Origin of the sequence: Vreelandella zhuhanensis (genome assembly GCF_009793355.1) — a bacterium.
Lineage (GTDB): Bacteria > Pseudomonadota > Gammaproteobacteria > Pseudomonadales > Halomonadaceae > Vreelandella > Vreelandella zhuhanensis.
The window spans coordinates 111,352-126,892 of the sequence record NZ_WTKP01000004.1; the positions used below are offsets into that span (position 1 = coordinate 111,352).

The 15,541-nt window shown below is 54.3% G+C and carries 15 protein-coding genes and 1 riboswitch; of the genes, 5 read left to right on the forward strand and 10 right to left on the reverse strand.

Going from position 1 to position 15,541, the window contains the following annotated elements; translation table 11 throughout:
• Positions 1 to 12: 12 nt before the first annotated feature.
• Complete coding sequence (gene uraH / locus GPM19_RS06720) at positions 13 to 366, reverse strand: hydroxyisourate hydrolase (protein ID WP_160418193.1); 354 nt, start codon at positions 364 to 366, stop codon at positions 13 to 15.
• Positions 367 to 589: 223 nt separating this feature from the next.
• Here uraH and GPM19_RS06725 point away from each other — a divergent pair, with 223 nt between their 5' ends.
• Positions 590 to 2,047: a uracil-xanthine permease family protein gene (locus GPM19_RS06725; RefSeq protein ID WP_160418195.1), complete on the forward strand. Its 1,458-nt coding sequence runs from the start codon at positions 590 to 592 to the stop codon at positions 2,045 to 2,047.
• 156 nt (positions 2,048 to 2,203) lie between these two features.
• Here GPM19_RS06725 and GPM19_RS06730 read toward each other — a convergent pair whose 3' ends face one another.
• The 7 genes from GPM19_RS06730 to GPM19_RS06760 all read right to left on the reverse strand — a co-directional run bounded on the left by GPM19_RS06730 (position 2,204) and on the right by GPM19_RS06760 (position 8,405).
• A complete protein-coding gene (locus tag GPM19_RS06730) occupies positions 2,204 to 2,569 on the reverse strand; it encodes a RidA family protein (RefSeq protein ID WP_160418197.1) in 366 nt (121 codons plus the stop codon).
• 29 nt (positions 2,570 to 2,598) lie between these two features.
• The gene (locus GPM19_RS06735; protein ID WP_160418199.1) at positions 2,599 to 4,002 is read right to left on the reverse strand and encodes an FAD/NAD(P)-dependent oxidoreductase; all 1,404 of its coding nucleotides are present in this window, start codon (positions 4,000 to 4,002) and stop codon (positions 2,599 to 2,601) included.
• Entirely contained in the window at positions 3,999 to 4,331 is a 333-nt protein-coding gene (locus tag GPM19_RS06740; RefSeq protein ID WP_160418201.1) for a (2Fe-2S)-binding protein, read from the reverse strand. Before GPM19_RS06740 ends, GPM19_RS06735 begins: the two co-directional genes overlap by 4 nt.
• Entirely contained in the window at positions 4,309 to 5,430 is a 1,122-nt protein-coding gene (locus tag GPM19_RS06745) for an NAD(P)/FAD-dependent oxidoreductase (RefSeq protein ID WP_160418203.1), read from the reverse strand. The genes GPM19_RS06740 and GPM19_RS06745 overlap by 23 nt, the downstream gene beginning before the upstream one ends.
• 66 nt (positions 5,431 to 5,496) lie before the next feature.
• Positions 5,497 to 6,495 (reverse strand): TRAP transporter substrate-binding protein DctP, encoded by a 999-nt coding sequence (gene dctP, locus GPM19_RS06750; protein WP_202114732.1) that lies wholly within the window; start codon positions 6,493 to 6,495, stop codon positions 5,497 to 5,499.
• A 52-nt stretch (positions 6,496 to 6,547) separates the two neighbouring features.
• Entirely contained in the window at positions 6,548 to 7,846 is a 1,299-nt protein-coding gene (locus GPM19_RS06755) for a TRAP transporter large permease (protein WP_160418205.1), read from the reverse strand.
• Positions 7,839 to 8,405 (reverse strand): TRAP transporter small permease, encoded by a 567-nt coding sequence (locus GPM19_RS06760; protein WP_160418208.1) that lies wholly within the window; start codon positions 8,403 to 8,405, stop codon positions 7,839 to 7,841. The genes GPM19_RS06755 and GPM19_RS06760 overlap by 8 nt, the downstream gene beginning before the upstream one ends.
• A gap of 142 nt (positions 8,406 to 8,547) precedes the next feature.
• Between GPM19_RS06760 and GPM19_RS06765 the strand changes: the two genes are divergently transcribed.
• Complete coding sequence (locus GPM19_RS06765) at positions 8,548 to 9,486, forward strand: LysR substrate-binding domain-containing protein (RefSeq protein ID WP_160418210.1); 939 nt, start codon at positions 8,548 to 8,550, stop codon at positions 9,484 to 9,486.
• An 80-nt stretch (positions 9,487 to 9,566) separates the two neighbouring features.
• Here the strand turns inward: GPM19_RS06765 and thiC are convergent, their stop codons facing one another.
• Complete coding sequence (thiC, locus tag GPM19_RS06770) at positions 9,567 to 11,471, reverse strand: phosphomethylpyrimidine synthase ThiC (protein ID WP_160418212.1); 1,905 nt, start codon at positions 11,469 to 11,471, stop codon at positions 9,567 to 9,569.
• Positions 11,472 to 11,516: 45 nt separating this feature from the next.
• Positions 11,517 to 12,185 carry a thiaminase II gene (tenA, locus tag GPM19_RS06775; RefSeq protein WP_160418214.1) on the reverse strand — a complete coding sequence of 223 codons (669 nt, stop codon included), beginning with the start codon at positions 12,183 to 12,185 and terminating at the stop codon, positions 11,517 to 11,519.
• 75 nt (positions 12,186 to 12,260) lie between these two features.
• Positions 12,261 to 12,420, reverse strand: a riboswitch (TPP riboswitch).
• Between the two features lie 991 nt (positions 12,421 to 13,411).
• On the opposite strand from tenA, the gene GPM19_RS06780 reads away from it, so the two are divergent.
• The 3 genes from GPM19_RS06780 to GPM19_RS06790 all read left to right on the forward strand — a co-directional run bounded on the left by GPM19_RS06780 (position 13,412) and on the right by GPM19_RS06790 (position 15,467).
• Positions 13,412 to 14,356, forward strand: coding sequence for a GmrSD restriction endonuclease domain-containing protein (locus GPM19_RS06780; RefSeq protein WP_202114733.1), 945 nt, complete (start codon positions 13,412 to 13,414; stop codon positions 14,354 to 14,356).
• A complete protein-coding gene (locus GPM19_RS06785) occupies positions 14,340 to 15,023 on the forward strand; it encodes an MAE_28990/MAE_18760 family HEPN-like nuclease (protein WP_160418215.1) in 684 nt (227 codons plus the stop codon). The genes GPM19_RS06780 and GPM19_RS06785 overlap by 17 nt, the downstream gene beginning before the upstream one ends.
• Before the next feature lie 171 nt (positions 15,024 to 15,194).
• The gene (locus tag GPM19_RS06790) at positions 15,195 to 15,467 is read left to right on the forward strand and encodes an antitoxin (RefSeq protein ID WP_160418217.1); all 273 of its coding nucleotides are present in this window, start codon (positions 15,195 to 15,197) and stop codon (positions 15,465 to 15,467) included.
• Positions 15,468 to 15,541 lie beyond the last annotated feature (74 nt).

A 15,541-nucleotide genomic window follows, 5' to 3' on the forward strand; every position in this document is an offset into this window, starting at 1 on the left:
GACGGACGGCCTTCAGCTACCGCGATACGTCGAGTAGGCGTAAGGCGATAGCAATAACGGCACATGATAGTGCTGCGATGCATCATTGACCCCGAAGCGTAGCGGGATAACACTCAGAAAGCGCGGCTCCTCACCTTTCACTCCTTGGCGCGTCAAGTAATCACCTGCATGAAATACCAGTTCGTATTCCCCTATTACTAGATCGACACCTTCCAGTATCGGGGCATCGCAACGACCGTCATCATTGGTCTCGACTGTCTTGAGAAGCTGGCGTCGTTCAGCATCCAAACGATAAACCTCGATTTTAATGCCTTCTCCAGGGCGGCCCTGGGCTGTATCCAGAACATGAGTCGTAAGGCGTCCCATCGGTTTCTCCCGTGCTTGTCTGACGAAGCCACCATCGGCGGCGCATCATTGGTATCAAAGTGGTTGAGCATGCAACATAGCATCCTCCAACATAATGACGACACTGTTATCTCTTTAATTGCGACACTTCAAAGCTTTTTTGTATACACTTTTTGTTATATTTTCTACTAAATTTTTGTGTACAGTATTATTATTACTATACAACAACAATGGAGAGACCTTCATGAGTGAAGCCTCAGCCTCTTCCGGCCAGCGGAAGCGAACCGATGAAAAGAACACTTCCCTGTTTGATTTCTACGGAAAACCGCGCTTTCTGAAGGCTCTCCCTCTCTCGCTTCAACACCTGCTTGCCATGATCGCCGGCGTGATTACGCCACCCATTATCGTTGCCGGCGTGGTGGGTGCGAACATGGAAGAAAAACTGCTGCTCATTCAGATTGCCGTCCTGGCATCAGGGGTATGTACCGTCTTCCACCTTTATGGGGTGTGGAAATTCGGCGCACGCCTGCCGGCCATCTTTGGTGTGGGCTTTGCCTATGTGCCGACGTTGGTCGCGGTGGGGGCTCAGTACGGTATTGAAGGGATTCTTGGCGCCCAGCTGATCGGCGGCATGACCATGGTCGTGGTGGGCTACTTCATCCAGTATATCCGCCACCTTTTTCCACCCGTCGTCGCCGGTACGGTGGTACTGGTTATCGGCTTGTCTCTTTACGACATTGCCATTCGCTACATGGCGGGCAGTGGCAACGTGAACGCACCCAATTTTGGCGACCCCATCAACTGGTTCGTGGCAGTGGTCACGCTACTCACCGTGTTGATTGCCGCTCAGTTCGGTAAAGGAGTGGTCAAGCTTTCCGCGATCATTGTCGGCATCGTCGTGGGCTATCTGCTGTCGCTCGCCTTGGGTATGGTCAGCTTCGGCAATGTGGTCAATGCGCCCTGGATCGCCGTTCCCAAGGTAATGCCCTTCGAGATGGAGTTTCACGCCGCCGCTATCGCTTCCATGGTGGTCATCTGCGTGATCAATTCCGTGCAAACCATCGGCGATTTGTCCGCCACGACCGTAGGCGGTATGAACCGTGAGCTAAAGACCCAGGAATTGACCGGTGGCTTGCTGGGCAATGGTCTGACCACCACCATCAGCTCTTTCTTCGGTGCATTGCCGACCTCCACCTTCAGCCAGAACGTCGGTATCGTCGCGATGACCAAGGTCATCAGCCGTTACGTCCTGGCGCTGGCGGGTATCTTCATGATCCTGGCCGGGCTTAGCCCGAAGTTCGGGGCGATCATGACCACCATCCCCTACCCTGTGCTGGGCGGTGCGACCATTACCGTCTTCGGCATGATCACCATGACCGGCATCCAATTACTGGTCAAAGATGAGATGTCCGCCCGAAACATGACGATCGTGGGTCTCGCCCTGGCATTGAGTCTGGGCATCGCTTCGGTACCGTCGGCCATTGAGCAGTTCCCGGCAGTGTTGAGAGACCTGATCGGCGGCGCACCTATCGTGGTAGCGGCGATCACCGCCTTCACCCTTAACATCGTACTGCCTGATAAATCGCTTTCGGACGAGGCCAAAGAGCGCGAGGCGATTGCCAAGGCAGATGAAGAAGCCGCCAAGGCAGAGAGCGACAAACTGAAACAGAAGTTCTCCCAAAATAATGCCAATGCCGATTAAGTCGATTGCCATAAGACCTGAGAAGAGACTACTGGGTTGGTTACGCCTGAACGAAAAGTGCCCAATTGGATGACAATCCAATTGGGCCACTTCAGTCAGCAGTTAATAGAACCGCGACCAACCTCTTCTTCCTTACGCTACCCCCATGGCGTTGTCTTACTCTCCCTTCCCTGGAATGACAGCGGCAACCACTGAAATTTCCACAAGCAGTTCAGGGCTGGCCATGCGGGCCTCGACGCAGGCCCGTGCCGGCGCCTGCCCTTCGGGCACCCAGGCATCCCAGACCCGATTCATCGCCTCGAAAAGCGCCATATCTTTCAGGTATAAAGTGGCAGAAAGCATGTGATTACGGTCGCTGCCGACGGATTCGAGAAGGGCGTCGACCTTGGCCAGCATCGTTTCGGTCTGGCCGGTGATGTCGGCATGGCGATCTTCGGCTACCTGGCCGCAGAGGTAAATCGTGTCGTGGTGTACGACGGCCCGGCTCATGCGGACGCCGGTTTCATGGCGAGAAATTGTCATCTTGGGATTCCTGAAAAAAGTGGAAAGGATCAGTTTGCGATATCTGCGAGTTCACCGATGGTCAAGGGCTTGATAGGTGGACGGATATGGTAGTAACCGACAGCATCGATAGATTGATTGCTGCGCTCGGCGAGCACCTGGGAAACCGTCAGGCCGCAAAGGCGTCCCTGACAAGGCCCCATGCCGGCCCGACAGAAAGCCTTTGCCTGGTTGGGCCCCTGGCAACCGGCATCTGCGATGTGGCGCAGCTCACCGGCGGTGATTTCCTCGCAACGGCAAACAATAGTGTCATCCTCGGGAATAAGGAAGGACCGGGCGGGTTGATAGAGGACATCAAGAAAGGGCCGGATGGCTTGATGCGGCCCCAAGCGCCGACGAATGGGCACCGCTCGCGTATCACACTCCCCTTCCTCCAGCTGACCCAGCTGCTTGGCAATCTGCAATACTGAAAGTCGTCCAGCTTCTTCCGCTGCCTGAGCACCGGCAATGCCGCTTGAGTCACCTGCCACGAAGATACCGGCTCTAGAAGTTTCACCCCAGACATCGACGTGCGGATGCCAGCACTGCTGTTGCTCGTGCCAGCGGTGCTCGAGTTCCAACGCTCTCGTCAACTGCACGTTGGGTACGACGCCTTGGTGGACCAGAAGGGAGCGACAATAGAGCTTGTGATCAATCCCCTTACGGCGATAGCACACCCTGTCTACATGGTCATCGTTACCCGACTCGGCTCTCAGGCTTTCTACCCCCGTGATATGTGGAACCCCCGAGCGCTTGAGTGTGCGCAGCAGGCCAACTCCCTTGAGAAGCAACTTGGGATTACGCAGCGCACCGGGGCTATATCGTGCTGCACGAAGGTAGTTGTCGCGAGGAGTGGTATCCAGTACAGCCTCGATCGGTACACCTGCGTGAGACAGCTGGCTGGCAATCAACAACAAGAGAGGGCCGCTGCCAGCCAGTACCAGCGGTGCCGGCGGCACCAAGGCACTATTCTTGAGCAGCACTTGAGCGGCGCCGCAGGTCATAACACCAGGCAGTGTCCAGCCAGCAAACGGTACGGGGCGCTCCTGGGCGCCGGTCGCAATCAATAGTCTGCGAGCACGGACCTGCCGACTATGGCCATGATGAGAGACGCTCATCGTCAGATCGTCCTCGACATCCCATACCGAGGTGCCGGGCAGATAGTTGGTGTGCGATGCCTGCATGGCCTCCAGCAGGAGCCGACCCTTGTAATAGTCGCTGCCCAGCACATCCTCGTCAGCTAACGGTGCTCGCCCGATAGCGCGGTAGATCTGTCCACCAGCCTCCTCTTGCTCATCGATCAGGACGGTGGCTAGCCCAAGTTGTCCCGCTTCTGCGGCGGCGGCCATTCCAGCGGGGCCTGCACCGATGATAGCAAGGTCATAACAATACTCGGTCGTGTCGCGGTCACTCATGTTGCTGTCTCCTGCCGGGGCTCATGGATATCGCGGGCACCGGCTTGGCGGCGAATCTGCATCCCATCGCGGACCTTCACCATGCAGCCCTGCTGATTGGCCACACCGTCTATGTCTAGCAGGCATTCGAAGCACACCCCCATCAGGCAATAAGGTGCCCGCGGGCTACCGCTTGTCGGCGTCGTGCGGGACGGTACCAGGCCAGCGATCAACACGGCCGCGGCGGCTGTGTCATAACTGTCCACCTTGAGTGCCTGGCCCTCCACGAAGACAGTCACCTGTTCGCCTGCACGCATGGGCAGACGTTCAAAGTGTGAAACGTTCGGCATGGAATACCTCCAGCGAAGGGTCGTACCGGTCGCTGGCAATCCAGTCAGCCAGCGGACCTTCATGAAAGGCCGCCAAGGTCACGCCACTGTGGCAAGTGACCAGGTACGCACCAGGACAGGAGGTCGATGCTTGATAGATGGGGTAGCCATCCGGTGTCATGACACGCAATGCTCCCCAGGCGCGGACCAGTTTCACATCGCGCAGCAAAGGGAACAGTCTGATGGCCCGATGGGCTATCTTTGCCATGACTTCGGTAGTGGTCCCGCTGTCGAAGCCCACGTCTTCCTTGGAATCACCGATCTGGACGGTGCCCTCACCGGTCTGCCGGACATGCCCAGTGGGATAATCGAGGAAGGGACGAACCCGTTCGCCCACGAGTACTTGCCCACGGTTGGGCGACAACGGTGCAGACAGACCAACCTGTGGGGCCAGCTCACGATTACCCAGGCCGGCACAGAGCACGACCCGGGCACAGTCCCAGTCACCACCGGCATGGATACGGAAACCCTCAGGATGGGGTTCAATGGTTTCCACCCGTCCAGTGTTGTCGATGATGCCCCCCTGCGCCTTGAAGCGTTCCGTCATGGCACGCAGTAGCAGCAATGGGTTTACGTGGCCATCCTCTGGACACCAAGTGGCACCAGCTACCGTATCCCCTATTTCAGGAATCTTCTCCCGAACCTGCTTCAGGTCCAATGTTTCGTAGGGATAGTCTCCACCTGCCGCTTCGTGCATTTTGCCCAGCATGCGGGCACGGGCGTCGAGCTCTTGTTCTGTCAGGCAGAGATACAAGCCTCCACGCTGCTGAAGCTGGACATCGACTCCTGTGGAATCCTGAAGAGAAGCAGCGAAGGTGGGCCACAGCCGTGCGGATAGCCGAGTGATATCGGCATATTCCGGCAGGGTGTCTCCCTTTCCCTGCACCCATACCAGACCGAAATTCCCCCTGGAGGCACGCAACGCCACATCACCCTCGTCGAGCACAGCGACATGAAGCCCGTTGCGTTGTAGCCCTAGTGCGATTGCCATGCCGACCAGGCCGCCGCCTATCAGGCAGACATCGGCGATACGCGCCCCTTGCGTCGCTGTTTCCGTCATGGTGAATCCTCGCGTCGTTCCGGGAAATTCGATGAGCCCGACCGAATGGCCGGGCCATGAAACGTATCAACGACCGGCGCGATCCAGCACGTCGTTAGCCCATTCGCTACCGATATCATCGATAATCACGGGCCATACTGTCTCGCGGACGATTTCAGCATGCTCGGCGATCTGCTCATCCGAGACCGGAATGATGGTGGCACCTGCTTCCTCGAGAAGTTTCTCGTTGCGCGCCTGGTCGGCTTCGGCGGTCTCCCAGCGGTCTTCTTCGAAGCGTTTTGCCGCCTCGGACAAAGCTGCCTGCTGGTCTTCGGTCAAGCTATCGTAGGCGGGTTGATTGATCAGCAGGTACCACATCTCGAAATGCGTATTGAGCGGCAGGTAATACTCCGTCACATCGCGGAAAGAGGCGTAATAGCCCTCGGCTCCCGACCCCATGATGCCGTCGACCACGCCAGTCTGGATGGCGGTAAAGGCATCCGAGAAAGGTAAGGGGGAAGCGATGTATCCGATGTTATCTGCCGTTAGCTGAAAGGATTTCATCGGTGGCACACGCAATTTTGCACTCTTTTCAACGTGCGGATTCGTGGCATTCTCCACCTCGGTATTCAGTGCTATGCCGCCGAAGTAGACCGGCCAGGCCCCCAGAACATGAATGTCCTGTTCCGCATAGAGCTCCTCGACCGTCTCACGCAGGGGGGCGCCAGCCGTGAATGTCTTTTCGGCGTCTTCCCAGCTCTGCACAAGATAAGGAAGGTAGGCCAGCTGGAAGCGACGATCGACTTCTGAGGAAGGAGGCTGAACAGCCATATCCACTGAACCGATGCTAAGCCCTTCCTGAACCGTGGTGTAGTCGCCAAGGGCACTGGCCGGGAACAACCGGATATTCACCGCGCCATCGGTGGCCTCTGCTACTTCTTCGGCGAATACGCGGGCGTCATTGTCGATGGCGGTCCCTTCGGGGCGTACATGCGACAACATCAGGGTGGCAGCTTCGGCCATCGTGCTTGCCGAGACCGATAGGGCGATAGCGGCAGTCAGGATCTTAACTGAAGGCATTTTCATTGTTTTCTCCATTCTTTCATTGCGGGTGTCGTGATCGCTTTATTGCGACCGATCAGTAGCCGAACAGGCCGGGTAGAAACTCGGACAGGTCAGGCCAGGCTGAAACCAGCACCACCACGGGCAGGTAACCAAACAGGATCAGTTTCATGGCGGGCTTGACTACCTCGGTGAACTTCACCTTGCCGATACGGGCACCGAGATAGAGGATGCTTGCATAGGGTGGGGTCACGCCGCCCATGGCGGTGTTGACGCCCATGATGGCAGCGAACTGAACGGGACTGACTCCCAGGGCTTCCATCAGGGGAAGTAGCAAAGGGCCGGTCAGGATGATGGCGGTGATATCGTTGACTACCATGCCGATGCCGAAAAGCATCAGATTGATAAGCAGCAACAAAAGGAACTTGTTGTCGGTAATCTCGAAGATCATCTCGACCAAGGCTTGGGGAATGCCTTCCCGTACGAACAGCTGACTGAGTATCAAGCTGAACAGGATCATGATCAGAATCGCGCCAATAGAAGTAGCGGACTCCTTGCCTGACTCAAGCAGCGTCCTCCAGGTCAGTCCGCGATAGATCATGAAGCCCACTGGCAGTGCATAGATGACGGCCACTGCTGCAGCCTCGGTAGGCGTCATGATGCCACCGTAGATTCCACCGAGAATGATCACTGGCATTAATAGTGCCGGTATCGCATGAAAAGTGCGTCGGCCGGCATCACGGATTCGCTGGTCGAATGCCAACGGCTCGTCAAGCACCAGATCAAACTTGCGCGACATGACCATGTTGACGATGCAGAAGAGGAGCATGATCAGCAGCCCCGGCCCCAGGGTAGCCAGAAAGCTCGCCAGTATGGAGGTGTCCGTGACCCATCCATAGACGATCATCGTGACGCTGGGTGGTATCAGTAAGCCGAGAATCGAGGAGTTCGCAATCAGCGCCGTGGCGTAGGCCCGGGGATAACCTTTGCGCTCCATCTCAGGAATGAGAATGGGGCCAATGGCCGCAATGCCAGTCAGACCGCTGCCGGAAATGGCGCCAATGATGGCGCAGCTGATCGTTGCCATCACCCCCAGGCCGCCGCGAACGCGCCCCACAAAGATGTTGACGAATCTGAGAAGGCTAGAGGCAATGCCACTGACGCTCATCAGCGTTCCAGCAAAGACGAAAAGAGGAATCGCCAGGAGTATCGGATTGGTTAGTTGGCTGAACCCCCACATCATCATGCCGCGCATCGTGGACTCGCCAATCATGGTCATGACCATGAGAGCTGCACCGAAGCAATAGGGCAGGGGTACACCGAGGGTCAGCAACACGATCAATACAGCAAATGCCAACAGCGCTATCTCAATCATGATTTTTGTCCTTATTGTTATCAGCCAACACCTTGAACTCCTGGACCTCGGCAGTTTCGGGATAATCGGGGTCGCTAGAGGGATGGTCGGGGTTTTGGCGAATACCCAACAGGTAGCCGAGATTGCGCAGCAAGTGCCAGAGGGTAAAGACGACCATCAGAACCAGGCCGACTATTAGCGCGGATTCATAGACGATGGTCGGGATATAAAGCGTTGGGGTGCTCTTGCCGACCCGGGATGCATAGCTGAAGTAGTCCCATGCCCAAGTAGCCAGCCAAATCGAGATAATCACGCTGATGGTGTCGGAAAATGCCTGCAGGAAGCCCTTGGCACGGTCCGTCTTCAAGAAGATGTCCAGGACGTTGGCTCTGATCTGAGTGTCCTCACGCGAGGCATTGACACTGCCGAGCATATAAAGCCAAAGGGTAGGAATCAGCGTGGCTTCTTCGAGACCCATGACCGGCATTTCAAGGAGGTAACGGGTAATAACCTGGATGAACTGACTGCCTGCCACCAGGATGATCAACAGGGTCAAGGTGTAGCGAAAGAATCGTTCCATAGGGCCTTCTCGCGTGTTGTGTTTGTATGCCAGGGCCGTGAAGTAGTGTCATCGACATCTTGGCCGCCGCCATATATAACATCCAATCGTTTATTCATATCTTTTGATAACATTATGTTGTCAACTTGCTCGGAGAGTCTGCATGACTAAACTGACCTACCGGCAGATCGAAGCCTTCCGGGCCGTCATGATCAATGGAACAACCAGAGGGGCAGCGGAGATTCTCTACGTCTCCCAGCCTGCTGTAAGCCGATTGTTGACCGACTTCGAGGAGACCATCGGCGTGAAGATGTTCGAACGGCGCCGGCGCCGGCTGGTTCCCACGCCAGAGGCACGCTTCTTCTATGAGGAAGTGGAAAGAGCCTTCGTCTCGCTGGAAAAACTATCCCGGGCAGCGGAGGAACTGAGAGAATTCCACCTGGGGTCGCTGCGCATCGCCTCCATGCCTGCCGTATCGGTAGAGTTCCTGCCAGCCTTGACCGACCAATTCTGTCAACTGCATCCCGGCGTGTCAGTCACCCTCCAGGTGCGCAGCACCCAGCAGGTGGCTGACCTGGTGGCCAGTCAGCACTTTGATCTGGGGGTGATTTCGGGCATAGAACTCAACGACCCGAGCATTGAGGCAAGCGTTCTCGCCGATAGCCGTTTGGTCTGCATCCTGCCCTCCGGGCATCGGCTTGCCGACCACGACGTCATTCGACCGCGGGACCTGGAGGGGGAAATCTTTGTATCGCTGGGCTCGGAGCAGAGTATCCGCCACAAGATTGATAGTGTCTTCGAGCGCGAGGGCGTCAGCCGACAATTGATGATCGAGACCCAACTGCATTACGCCGCCTGCGCCTTCGTGCTGGCCGGCAGTGGTGTCTCATTGGTTGATCCCATCACTGCCTGGCACTATCGACGTCTCGGCCTGATCGTGAAGCGCTTCGAGCCGAGGGTCCCCTACCGCTACAGCATGATTTTTCCCAAGCAGAGGGGGCAATCCGGTCTTACCAAATCCTTTCTAGAACTGCTGAACAACTCGCTGATGGAGCTTGAGAAAGAATCCGCTGGCTTATTCGAGAGACAAGTCCCCTCTTGAAGGCAACACGATGAAAAGCGCCCCCGCCGGGCATCCGGTGGGGGCGTTCTGGTTCGCGGTATGGCTTGCGCCGGCGGCGGTCAGACTTCCTTGTACAGCTCCCGCCCTTCTTTCTTGAATTTCTCCGCCTGCTCCTCCATGCCTTTCATGACCGCTTCCTGGTCGCCGTCCAAGCCATGCTCCTTGGCGTAGTCGCGCACTTCCTGGCTGATCTTCATCGAGCAGAATTTCGGCCCGCACATGGAACAGAAATGCGCCACCTTGGCCGAATCCTTGGGCAAGGTCTCGTCGTGGTATTCGCGGGCGGTGTCCGGGTCCAAGCCCAGGTTGAACTGGTCTTCCCAGCGAAACTCGAAGCGCGCCTTGGAGAGCGCATTGTCACGGCGCTGGGCGGCCGGGTGCCCCTTGGCCAGATCGGCGGCGTGGGCGGCGATCTTGTAGGTGATGATCCCGGTCTTGACGTCGTCCTTGTTGGGCAGGCCCAGGTGTTCCTTGGGGGTCACATAGCACAGCATCGCGCAGCCGAACCAGCCGATCATCGCCGCACCGATGCCCGAGGTGATGTGGTCATAGCCCGGGGCGATATCGGTGACCAGCGGGCCGAGGGTGTAGAACGGCGCTTCGTCGCAATATTCGAGCTGCTTGTCCATGTTCTCCTTGACCAGGTGCATGGGCACATGGCCGGGGCCTTCGATCATCACCTGAACGTCGTGCTTCCAGGCGATATGGGTCAGCTCGCCCAAGGTTTTCAGCTCGGCCATCTGGGCTTCGTCGTTGGCATCGGCGACCGAACCGGGGCGCAGGCCGTCACCCAGCGAGAAGGCCACATCGTACTGCTTGCAGATCTCGCAGATTTCCTCGAAATGGGTGTAGAGGAAGCTTTCCTGATGGTGGAACAGGCACCACTTGGCCATGATCGAGCCGCCACGCGAGACGATGCCGGTGACGCGCTTGGCGGTCAGAGGCACATAGCGCAACAGCACGCCCGCATGAATGGTGAAGTAATCCACGCCCTGTTCGGCCTGCTCGATCAGGGTGTCGCGGAACACTTCCCAAGTCAGGTCTTCGGCGACGCCCTTGACCTTTTCCAGCGCCTGATAGATCGGCACCGTGCCGATGGGTACCGGGGCGTTGCGAATGATCCACTCGCGGGTTTCGTGGATATTCTGGCCGGTGGACAGATCCATGACGGTATCCGAGCCCCAGCGGATGCCCCAGGTCATCTTGTCGACTTCCTCTTCAATGGAAGAAGAAACCGCCGAATTACCCAGGTTACCGTTGATCTTGACTAGGAAGTTGCGCCCGATGATCATCGGCTCGGATTCCGGGTGATTGATATTGTTGGGAATAATCGCCCTTCCCGCCGCCACTTCGGCGCGCACGAATTCCGGGGTGATCTCTTCGGGCAGGCGGGCGCCAAACCCTTGGCCGGGGTGCTGGTGGCCGAGAATACGCTCGACTTCCGCGGATCCCAATGTCTGGCGGCGCTGGTTTTCGCGAATGGCGATGAATTCCATCTCGGGGGTGATGATGCCTTGGCGAGCGTAATGCAGCTGGGTGACGTTCCCTGGCCGGCCATCTTTTGTAGAAAGTGCCCGGCGCGGGGTGCGCTTCAGGTCGAAACGTAACTGGGCGAGCATCGGGTCGTTGGCGCGGCGATTGCCGTATTCACTGGTAAGGCCATCAAGCAGCTCGGTGTCGTCACGCTCCTCGATCCAGGCCCGGCGCAGTGCCGGCAGGCCTTTGCGCAAATCGATATCGGCGTTCGGGTCGGAGTAAGGGCCGGAGGTGTCATAGACCAGCAACGGCGGATTCTCTTCATCGGCACCCGAGGTCTTGGTCGGGGATAGCGAAATCTCGCGAAACGGTACCTGGATATCCGGGCGTGAGCCTTCGATGTAAAGCTTACGCGAGCCGGGCAACGGCTGGATGGCGGCACTATCGACCTGGGCGGTCTCGGCGAGGAAATTCTGGGTCTTGTTCATGGTGTCATCTCTCTTATGGTTATGATTTCGAGGGTGAGGGGTGAATCAATCGGCCTGGTCCAGGCCCATTTGCCAGAAATCGATTTCCAGACGGGTGGCATCGCGGAAGGTGGTGGATAATTCGGCAAAGCGCGCTGGGGTGACATCCGCCAAGCGGGCGTTCAACCAGTCGAGTTCCGCGTGCATCGCTGCCTGAAACTCATCGCTTGCGTACATGGCGATCCAGGCATCAAAAGGGTTGCCCTCGCCACGCAGGGTAAAGGGCTGCGCATTCAGCCAGTTGGCGATTTCGCCGTAGCCGACCAGGCAAGGAGCCAGCGCCACGTGCAAATCGAGCAGGTCGCCGCGATTGCCGGTGTCCAGTACATAGCGCGTATAGGCCAGCGTTGCCCGAGCCTCGGGCAGCTGGGCCAGGTCAACTTCTGAAATGCCCCACTCGCGGCAAAAACCTACGTGCAGGTCGAGTTCGATATCGACGATAGCTTTCAGCCCTTCGTGAGCTTGGCGCAGGTCGGCAAGCGTGCGGCTCTTGTAGGCCGCCAAGGCGTAGGCACGCGCAAAATGAATCAGGAACAGATAGTCCTGCTTGAGGTAGTGGCGAAAGGCGTTCTCGTCGAGGGAGCCGGCACCCAGAGCGCGCACGAAATCGTGCTGGAGGTAAGCCGTCCAGTCGTCTTGGCAAGCGGTAGTCAGGTCTGCGAAACGATAGCCCATGGTGCCTCCGGTTTAGATGAGATCCGGAGGTCGGGCAGGTACAAGAATGGCGCGGAGGGGGAAAGAAAAAGATAGGCCCAGCCAATGCTTGATCCCTACGCCGGTACCCTTCCCGAGAAGCGCTCAGGAAATTAGCCGGATCAGGTTCAACGGGACCAACGCTTGTGGTGTGTATACAACCTGCATCACACCTGCGTCATCTCAGCCGGATTCACCGGCACCCCGTCAAGCAGTTCGTGAATGGAGTCTAGGAGGACGAGGGGGGAGTTGCAAGGACAGATAGCGTGATCGCGTGGCGTATTTCCACGAGAAAGCCAATGGACGTCGTTCGCCTGAATCCAGCAGCAATAGGTTTACTCGGTACGAAGGCGATAGCGTTTTATCCCCGGGTGGCCCAAAGTGCTGCAGTTATTCTATGAATCCAGGCTTCACAGGATTGCCACCCTGTGGTTGCCAAGACCATGTGCTTGTATCCAGACTTATTGGGAATGGTAAAACGCGTAAGCACACGAATATTGCCCATATTTTCTCATTCACCTTTGCTCAAGAGAATCAATGAGGTAGATTTGATCGAGGCAGCTACATAACCTCAATAAATGCGCTGACGGCACGTTTATTGAGATTATGCAACCAAGCATATAATTACTGTTAGCCTCCAACAATAACAAGGATGCTTCGTCTATGCCTCCACCCGATCAACTTGTGCTGTCTGGAATTGTTCATCCCAGAAAGGAACTATTCGCTAGAGTCGGTGATGTAGCAATTCACCCTGGGTCTGGCAGAACGCCATATATAGACGCAACCATATTTGACAGTAATTCGTGGCGATCCTTGGACCTGACAGGGTTCGGCTTTGGACTAAAAAACAGAGCCTTTGATCATTCGGATGAGATCGGGTCTCTTATGCGCCAAATAGAAAGCAAGATTATTAACTGCAAAGGCACATCAGTCTACTATGACTACCCTAGCGGAAGTAAAAAACGTAAATACATCTGTCGAGGCATACCATTCTCTTTATTTATTCAACGCACCCATTTGGGTTCTCATTAAGTTCCGGGATGACATAACAATCGGCTTCAGGCTACGCGTTAGCACTACTAAATTAATCCAGTCTAAAACTTATGAATTTAGGAAAATATATGAAAGACTATGCAAGTCAACTAGAAAAGGAAACACGTAAAGTTGACTTTGACTCATTCGATATATCAGTAAAATAACTGGTCTCAATGGCAGATGAGGGTATTGTTGATATCGCCCCCGAATATCAAAGACAATTTAGATGGCCCCGTGAAAATCAATCGAGGTTAATCGAATCTGTCCTTCTAGGGATACCCGTACCCAGCCTATTTATGGCAGCAAACAAAGATGGTTCTTGGGAATTGATTGATGGTGTTCAACGATTGAGTTCATTGATCCACTTTGTCGGCAACGAAGAACAATTAGAAAAACTTGGTTTTAAATCTAATTTAACACTTAATAGCCTTGATGTTCTGACGGAATTCAATGGATCTAGTTACAAGGATCTACCACAAACCCTGAAACTAAAGTTCAGCTTGAGGCCTCTGAAAGTCACAACACTGAGTGATAAAAGCGATCTTAAAGTTCGTTTTGACTTGTTTGAAAGATTGAATACTGGAGGCATAAAATTAACTGATCAAGAAATTCGAGCCTGCGTTTTTCGCGGCCAATTCAATGATTTTATTTCAGAGCTTTCTGAGAATGAACATTTCAATGCTGTAGTCAACCTTCCTAAGGCAAAAGAAAGTGATGGGACAAAAGCAGAATTAATACTAAAATTCTTTTCTTATAAAAATAATAGAGATAATTTTGAGCATAGCGTAGTTGATTTCCTTAATGATTACATGGCTGATTCTTCTGTATCATTTAACTATAAAAAGAACCGCTCAATATTCGAAAATACTTTTGAAGCATTAGCTAGCGAGCTACCTGAAGGAATAAAAAGAGGAAATAGGAAAACCACGCCCTTTAATCTCTTTGAAGCAATATCCATTGGAGCAGCAGATGCTATTGAGGAAGGAACCGACATACGGGGAAAAGATGTTGAAACTTGGATTGATGATGAAGAGCTAACTAAACTTACCTCTTCAGCAACTAACTCCAAGCCCAAATTAAAGGCAAGAATTGGATATTGCTATGACAGGTTCAAGTGAGATATTTAAAACAATAGAGTTAGAAATTTTAGATAGATTAAACCAATCTAAGGAGCTGATTAGCCATGTCTCAGCTTTGGAAGCTAGTGGTCAAAGCACCGACTTGGTTAAGATTCAAAAGGGGTTTCTTTTTGTTTCTTTGTATTCATCAGTTGAATACACAATTACTAATGTGGTATCGCGCTTTCTTGAAGTCATTAGTCAAGAACAGCTCAAACCGTTGGAGTTCAAGAAATATTTATTGTGCACCGTCCTAGATAGTAAATTCAATGCTCTTTTAAATAGCTCTAAAAAGAATGTTTGGAATAAAAAGAAGGACCTGTTTGATGCTCTATTTTCTACTGCGCCTGCACAGATAGACGATTCAGTATTTCCTACCGATGGGATTAATATATCCCAACAACAAATTGAAGACATATGGGCCATATTCCATTTGGCGGGCGATGCATTTCCTTCAAACATAAACCCATGGATATTGAGAGAAATTAAGGAACACAGAAATGCCATCGCTCATGGTAGAGAAAAAGCAGCGAAGATTGGGGGGCGTTACACAGTTAATGTCTTGAATCAAAGGGTCGCAGATATTGAAACAATTTGTTTTCACATTGTTTCAGGATTTGAAAATCTAGTTAACAGTAAAGATTATGTCTACTCTGGTGCTGCATAGCGCTAACAAGGCGCTGTTGTCGGACAATTTTTCCACCGCTGCGCTCCAAATTTGCCACAAAATTTTGCGCTAGTCCCTGAGTACAAAAAGCACACAATGTGCCACAGTCCTACCTATCAAAAAGATCATTCCGAGCCGGAAAGCGACCAAAAGCTATTTGGGAGGTCCGAAATGAGCAGGCTGGATAAAGAAGAGCAGGAAATTCTGGATGCATTCGATGCAGGAGAGTTACAGCGAGCGCCAGATGTTGAGGATAGGAAAGCGCGGCATGAGCAGTACGCCGAGGCCATGTTCAAGAAAGATGCACGCATCAACATCAGGCTTTCTTCCAAGGATCTTCGGGGGCTCCAGAAGAAAGCGCTGGCGGAAGGCATTCCCTACCAGACACTTGTGGCCAGCATCCTTCACAAGTATGTGGAAGGTCGCTTGCATGAGGATCGATAGCTAATTTCAATGGTGCCTATAGCCGCCCGAGAAGCTTTCGCCACCTGACGCGATGCAGGATTGTCGACTAGACT

What these genes read in the sequence shown, in the direction of transcription:
- uraH (WP_160418193.1), bottom strand. Translation starts at nt 366, where the DNA reads ATGGGACGCCTTACGACTCATGTTCTGGATACAGCCCAGGGCCGCCCT.
- GPM19_RS06725 (WP_160418195.1), top strand. Translation starts at nt 590, where the DNA reads ATGAGTGAAGCCTCAGCCTCTTCCGGCCAGCGGAAGCGAACCGATGAA.
- GPM19_RS06730 (WP_160418197.1), bottom strand. Translation starts at nt 2,569, where the DNA reads ATGACAATTTCTCGCCATGAAACCGGCGTCCGCATGAGCCGGGCCGTC.
- GPM19_RS06735 (WP_160418199.1), bottom strand. Translation starts at nt 4,002, where the DNA reads ATGAGTGACCGCGACACGACCGAGTATTGTTATGACCTTGCTATCATC.
- GPM19_RS06740 (WP_160418201.1), bottom strand. Translation starts at nt 4,331, where the DNA reads ATGCCGAACGTTTCACACTTTGAACGTCTGCCCATGCGTGCAGGCGAA.
- GPM19_RS06745 (WP_160418203.1), bottom strand. Translation starts at nt 5,430, where the DNA reads ATGACGGAAACAGCGACGCAAGGGGCGCGTATCGCCGATGTCTGCCTG.
- dctP (WP_202114732.1), bottom strand. Translation starts at nt 6,495, where the DNA reads ATGAAAATGCCTTCAGTTAAGATCCTGACTGCCGCTATCGCCCTATCG.
- GPM19_RS06755 (WP_160418205.1), bottom strand. Translation starts at nt 7,846, where the DNA reads ATGATTGAGATAGCGCTGTTGGCATTTGCTGTATTGATCGTGTTGCTG.
- GPM19_RS06760 (WP_160418208.1), bottom strand. Translation starts at nt 8,405, where the DNA reads ATGGAACGATTCTTTCGCTACACCTTGACCCTGTTGATCATCCTGGTG.
- GPM19_RS06765 (WP_160418210.1), top strand. Translation starts at nt 8,548, where the DNA reads ATGACTAAACTGACCTACCGGCAGATCGAAGCCTTCCGGGCCGTCATG.
- thiC (WP_160418212.1), bottom strand. Translation starts at nt 11,471, where the DNA reads ATGAACAAGACCCAGAATTTCCTCGCCGAGACCGCCCAGGTCGATAGT.
- tenA (WP_160418214.1), bottom strand. Translation starts at nt 12,185, where the DNA reads ATGGGCTATCGTTTCGCAGACCTGACTACCGCTTGCCAAGACGACTGG.
- GPM19_RS06780 (WP_202114733.1), top strand. Translation starts at nt 13,412, where the DNA reads ATGGCAGATGAGGGTATTGTTGATATCGCCCCCGAATATCAAAGACAA.
- GPM19_RS06785 (WP_160418215.1), top strand. Translation starts at nt 14,340, where the DNA reads ATGACAGGTTCAAGTGAGATATTTAAAACAATAGAGTTAGAAATTTTA.
- GPM19_RS06790 (WP_160418217.1), top strand. Translation starts at nt 15,195, where the DNA reads ATGAGCAGGCTGGATAAAGAAGAGCAGGAAATTCTGGATGCATTCGAT.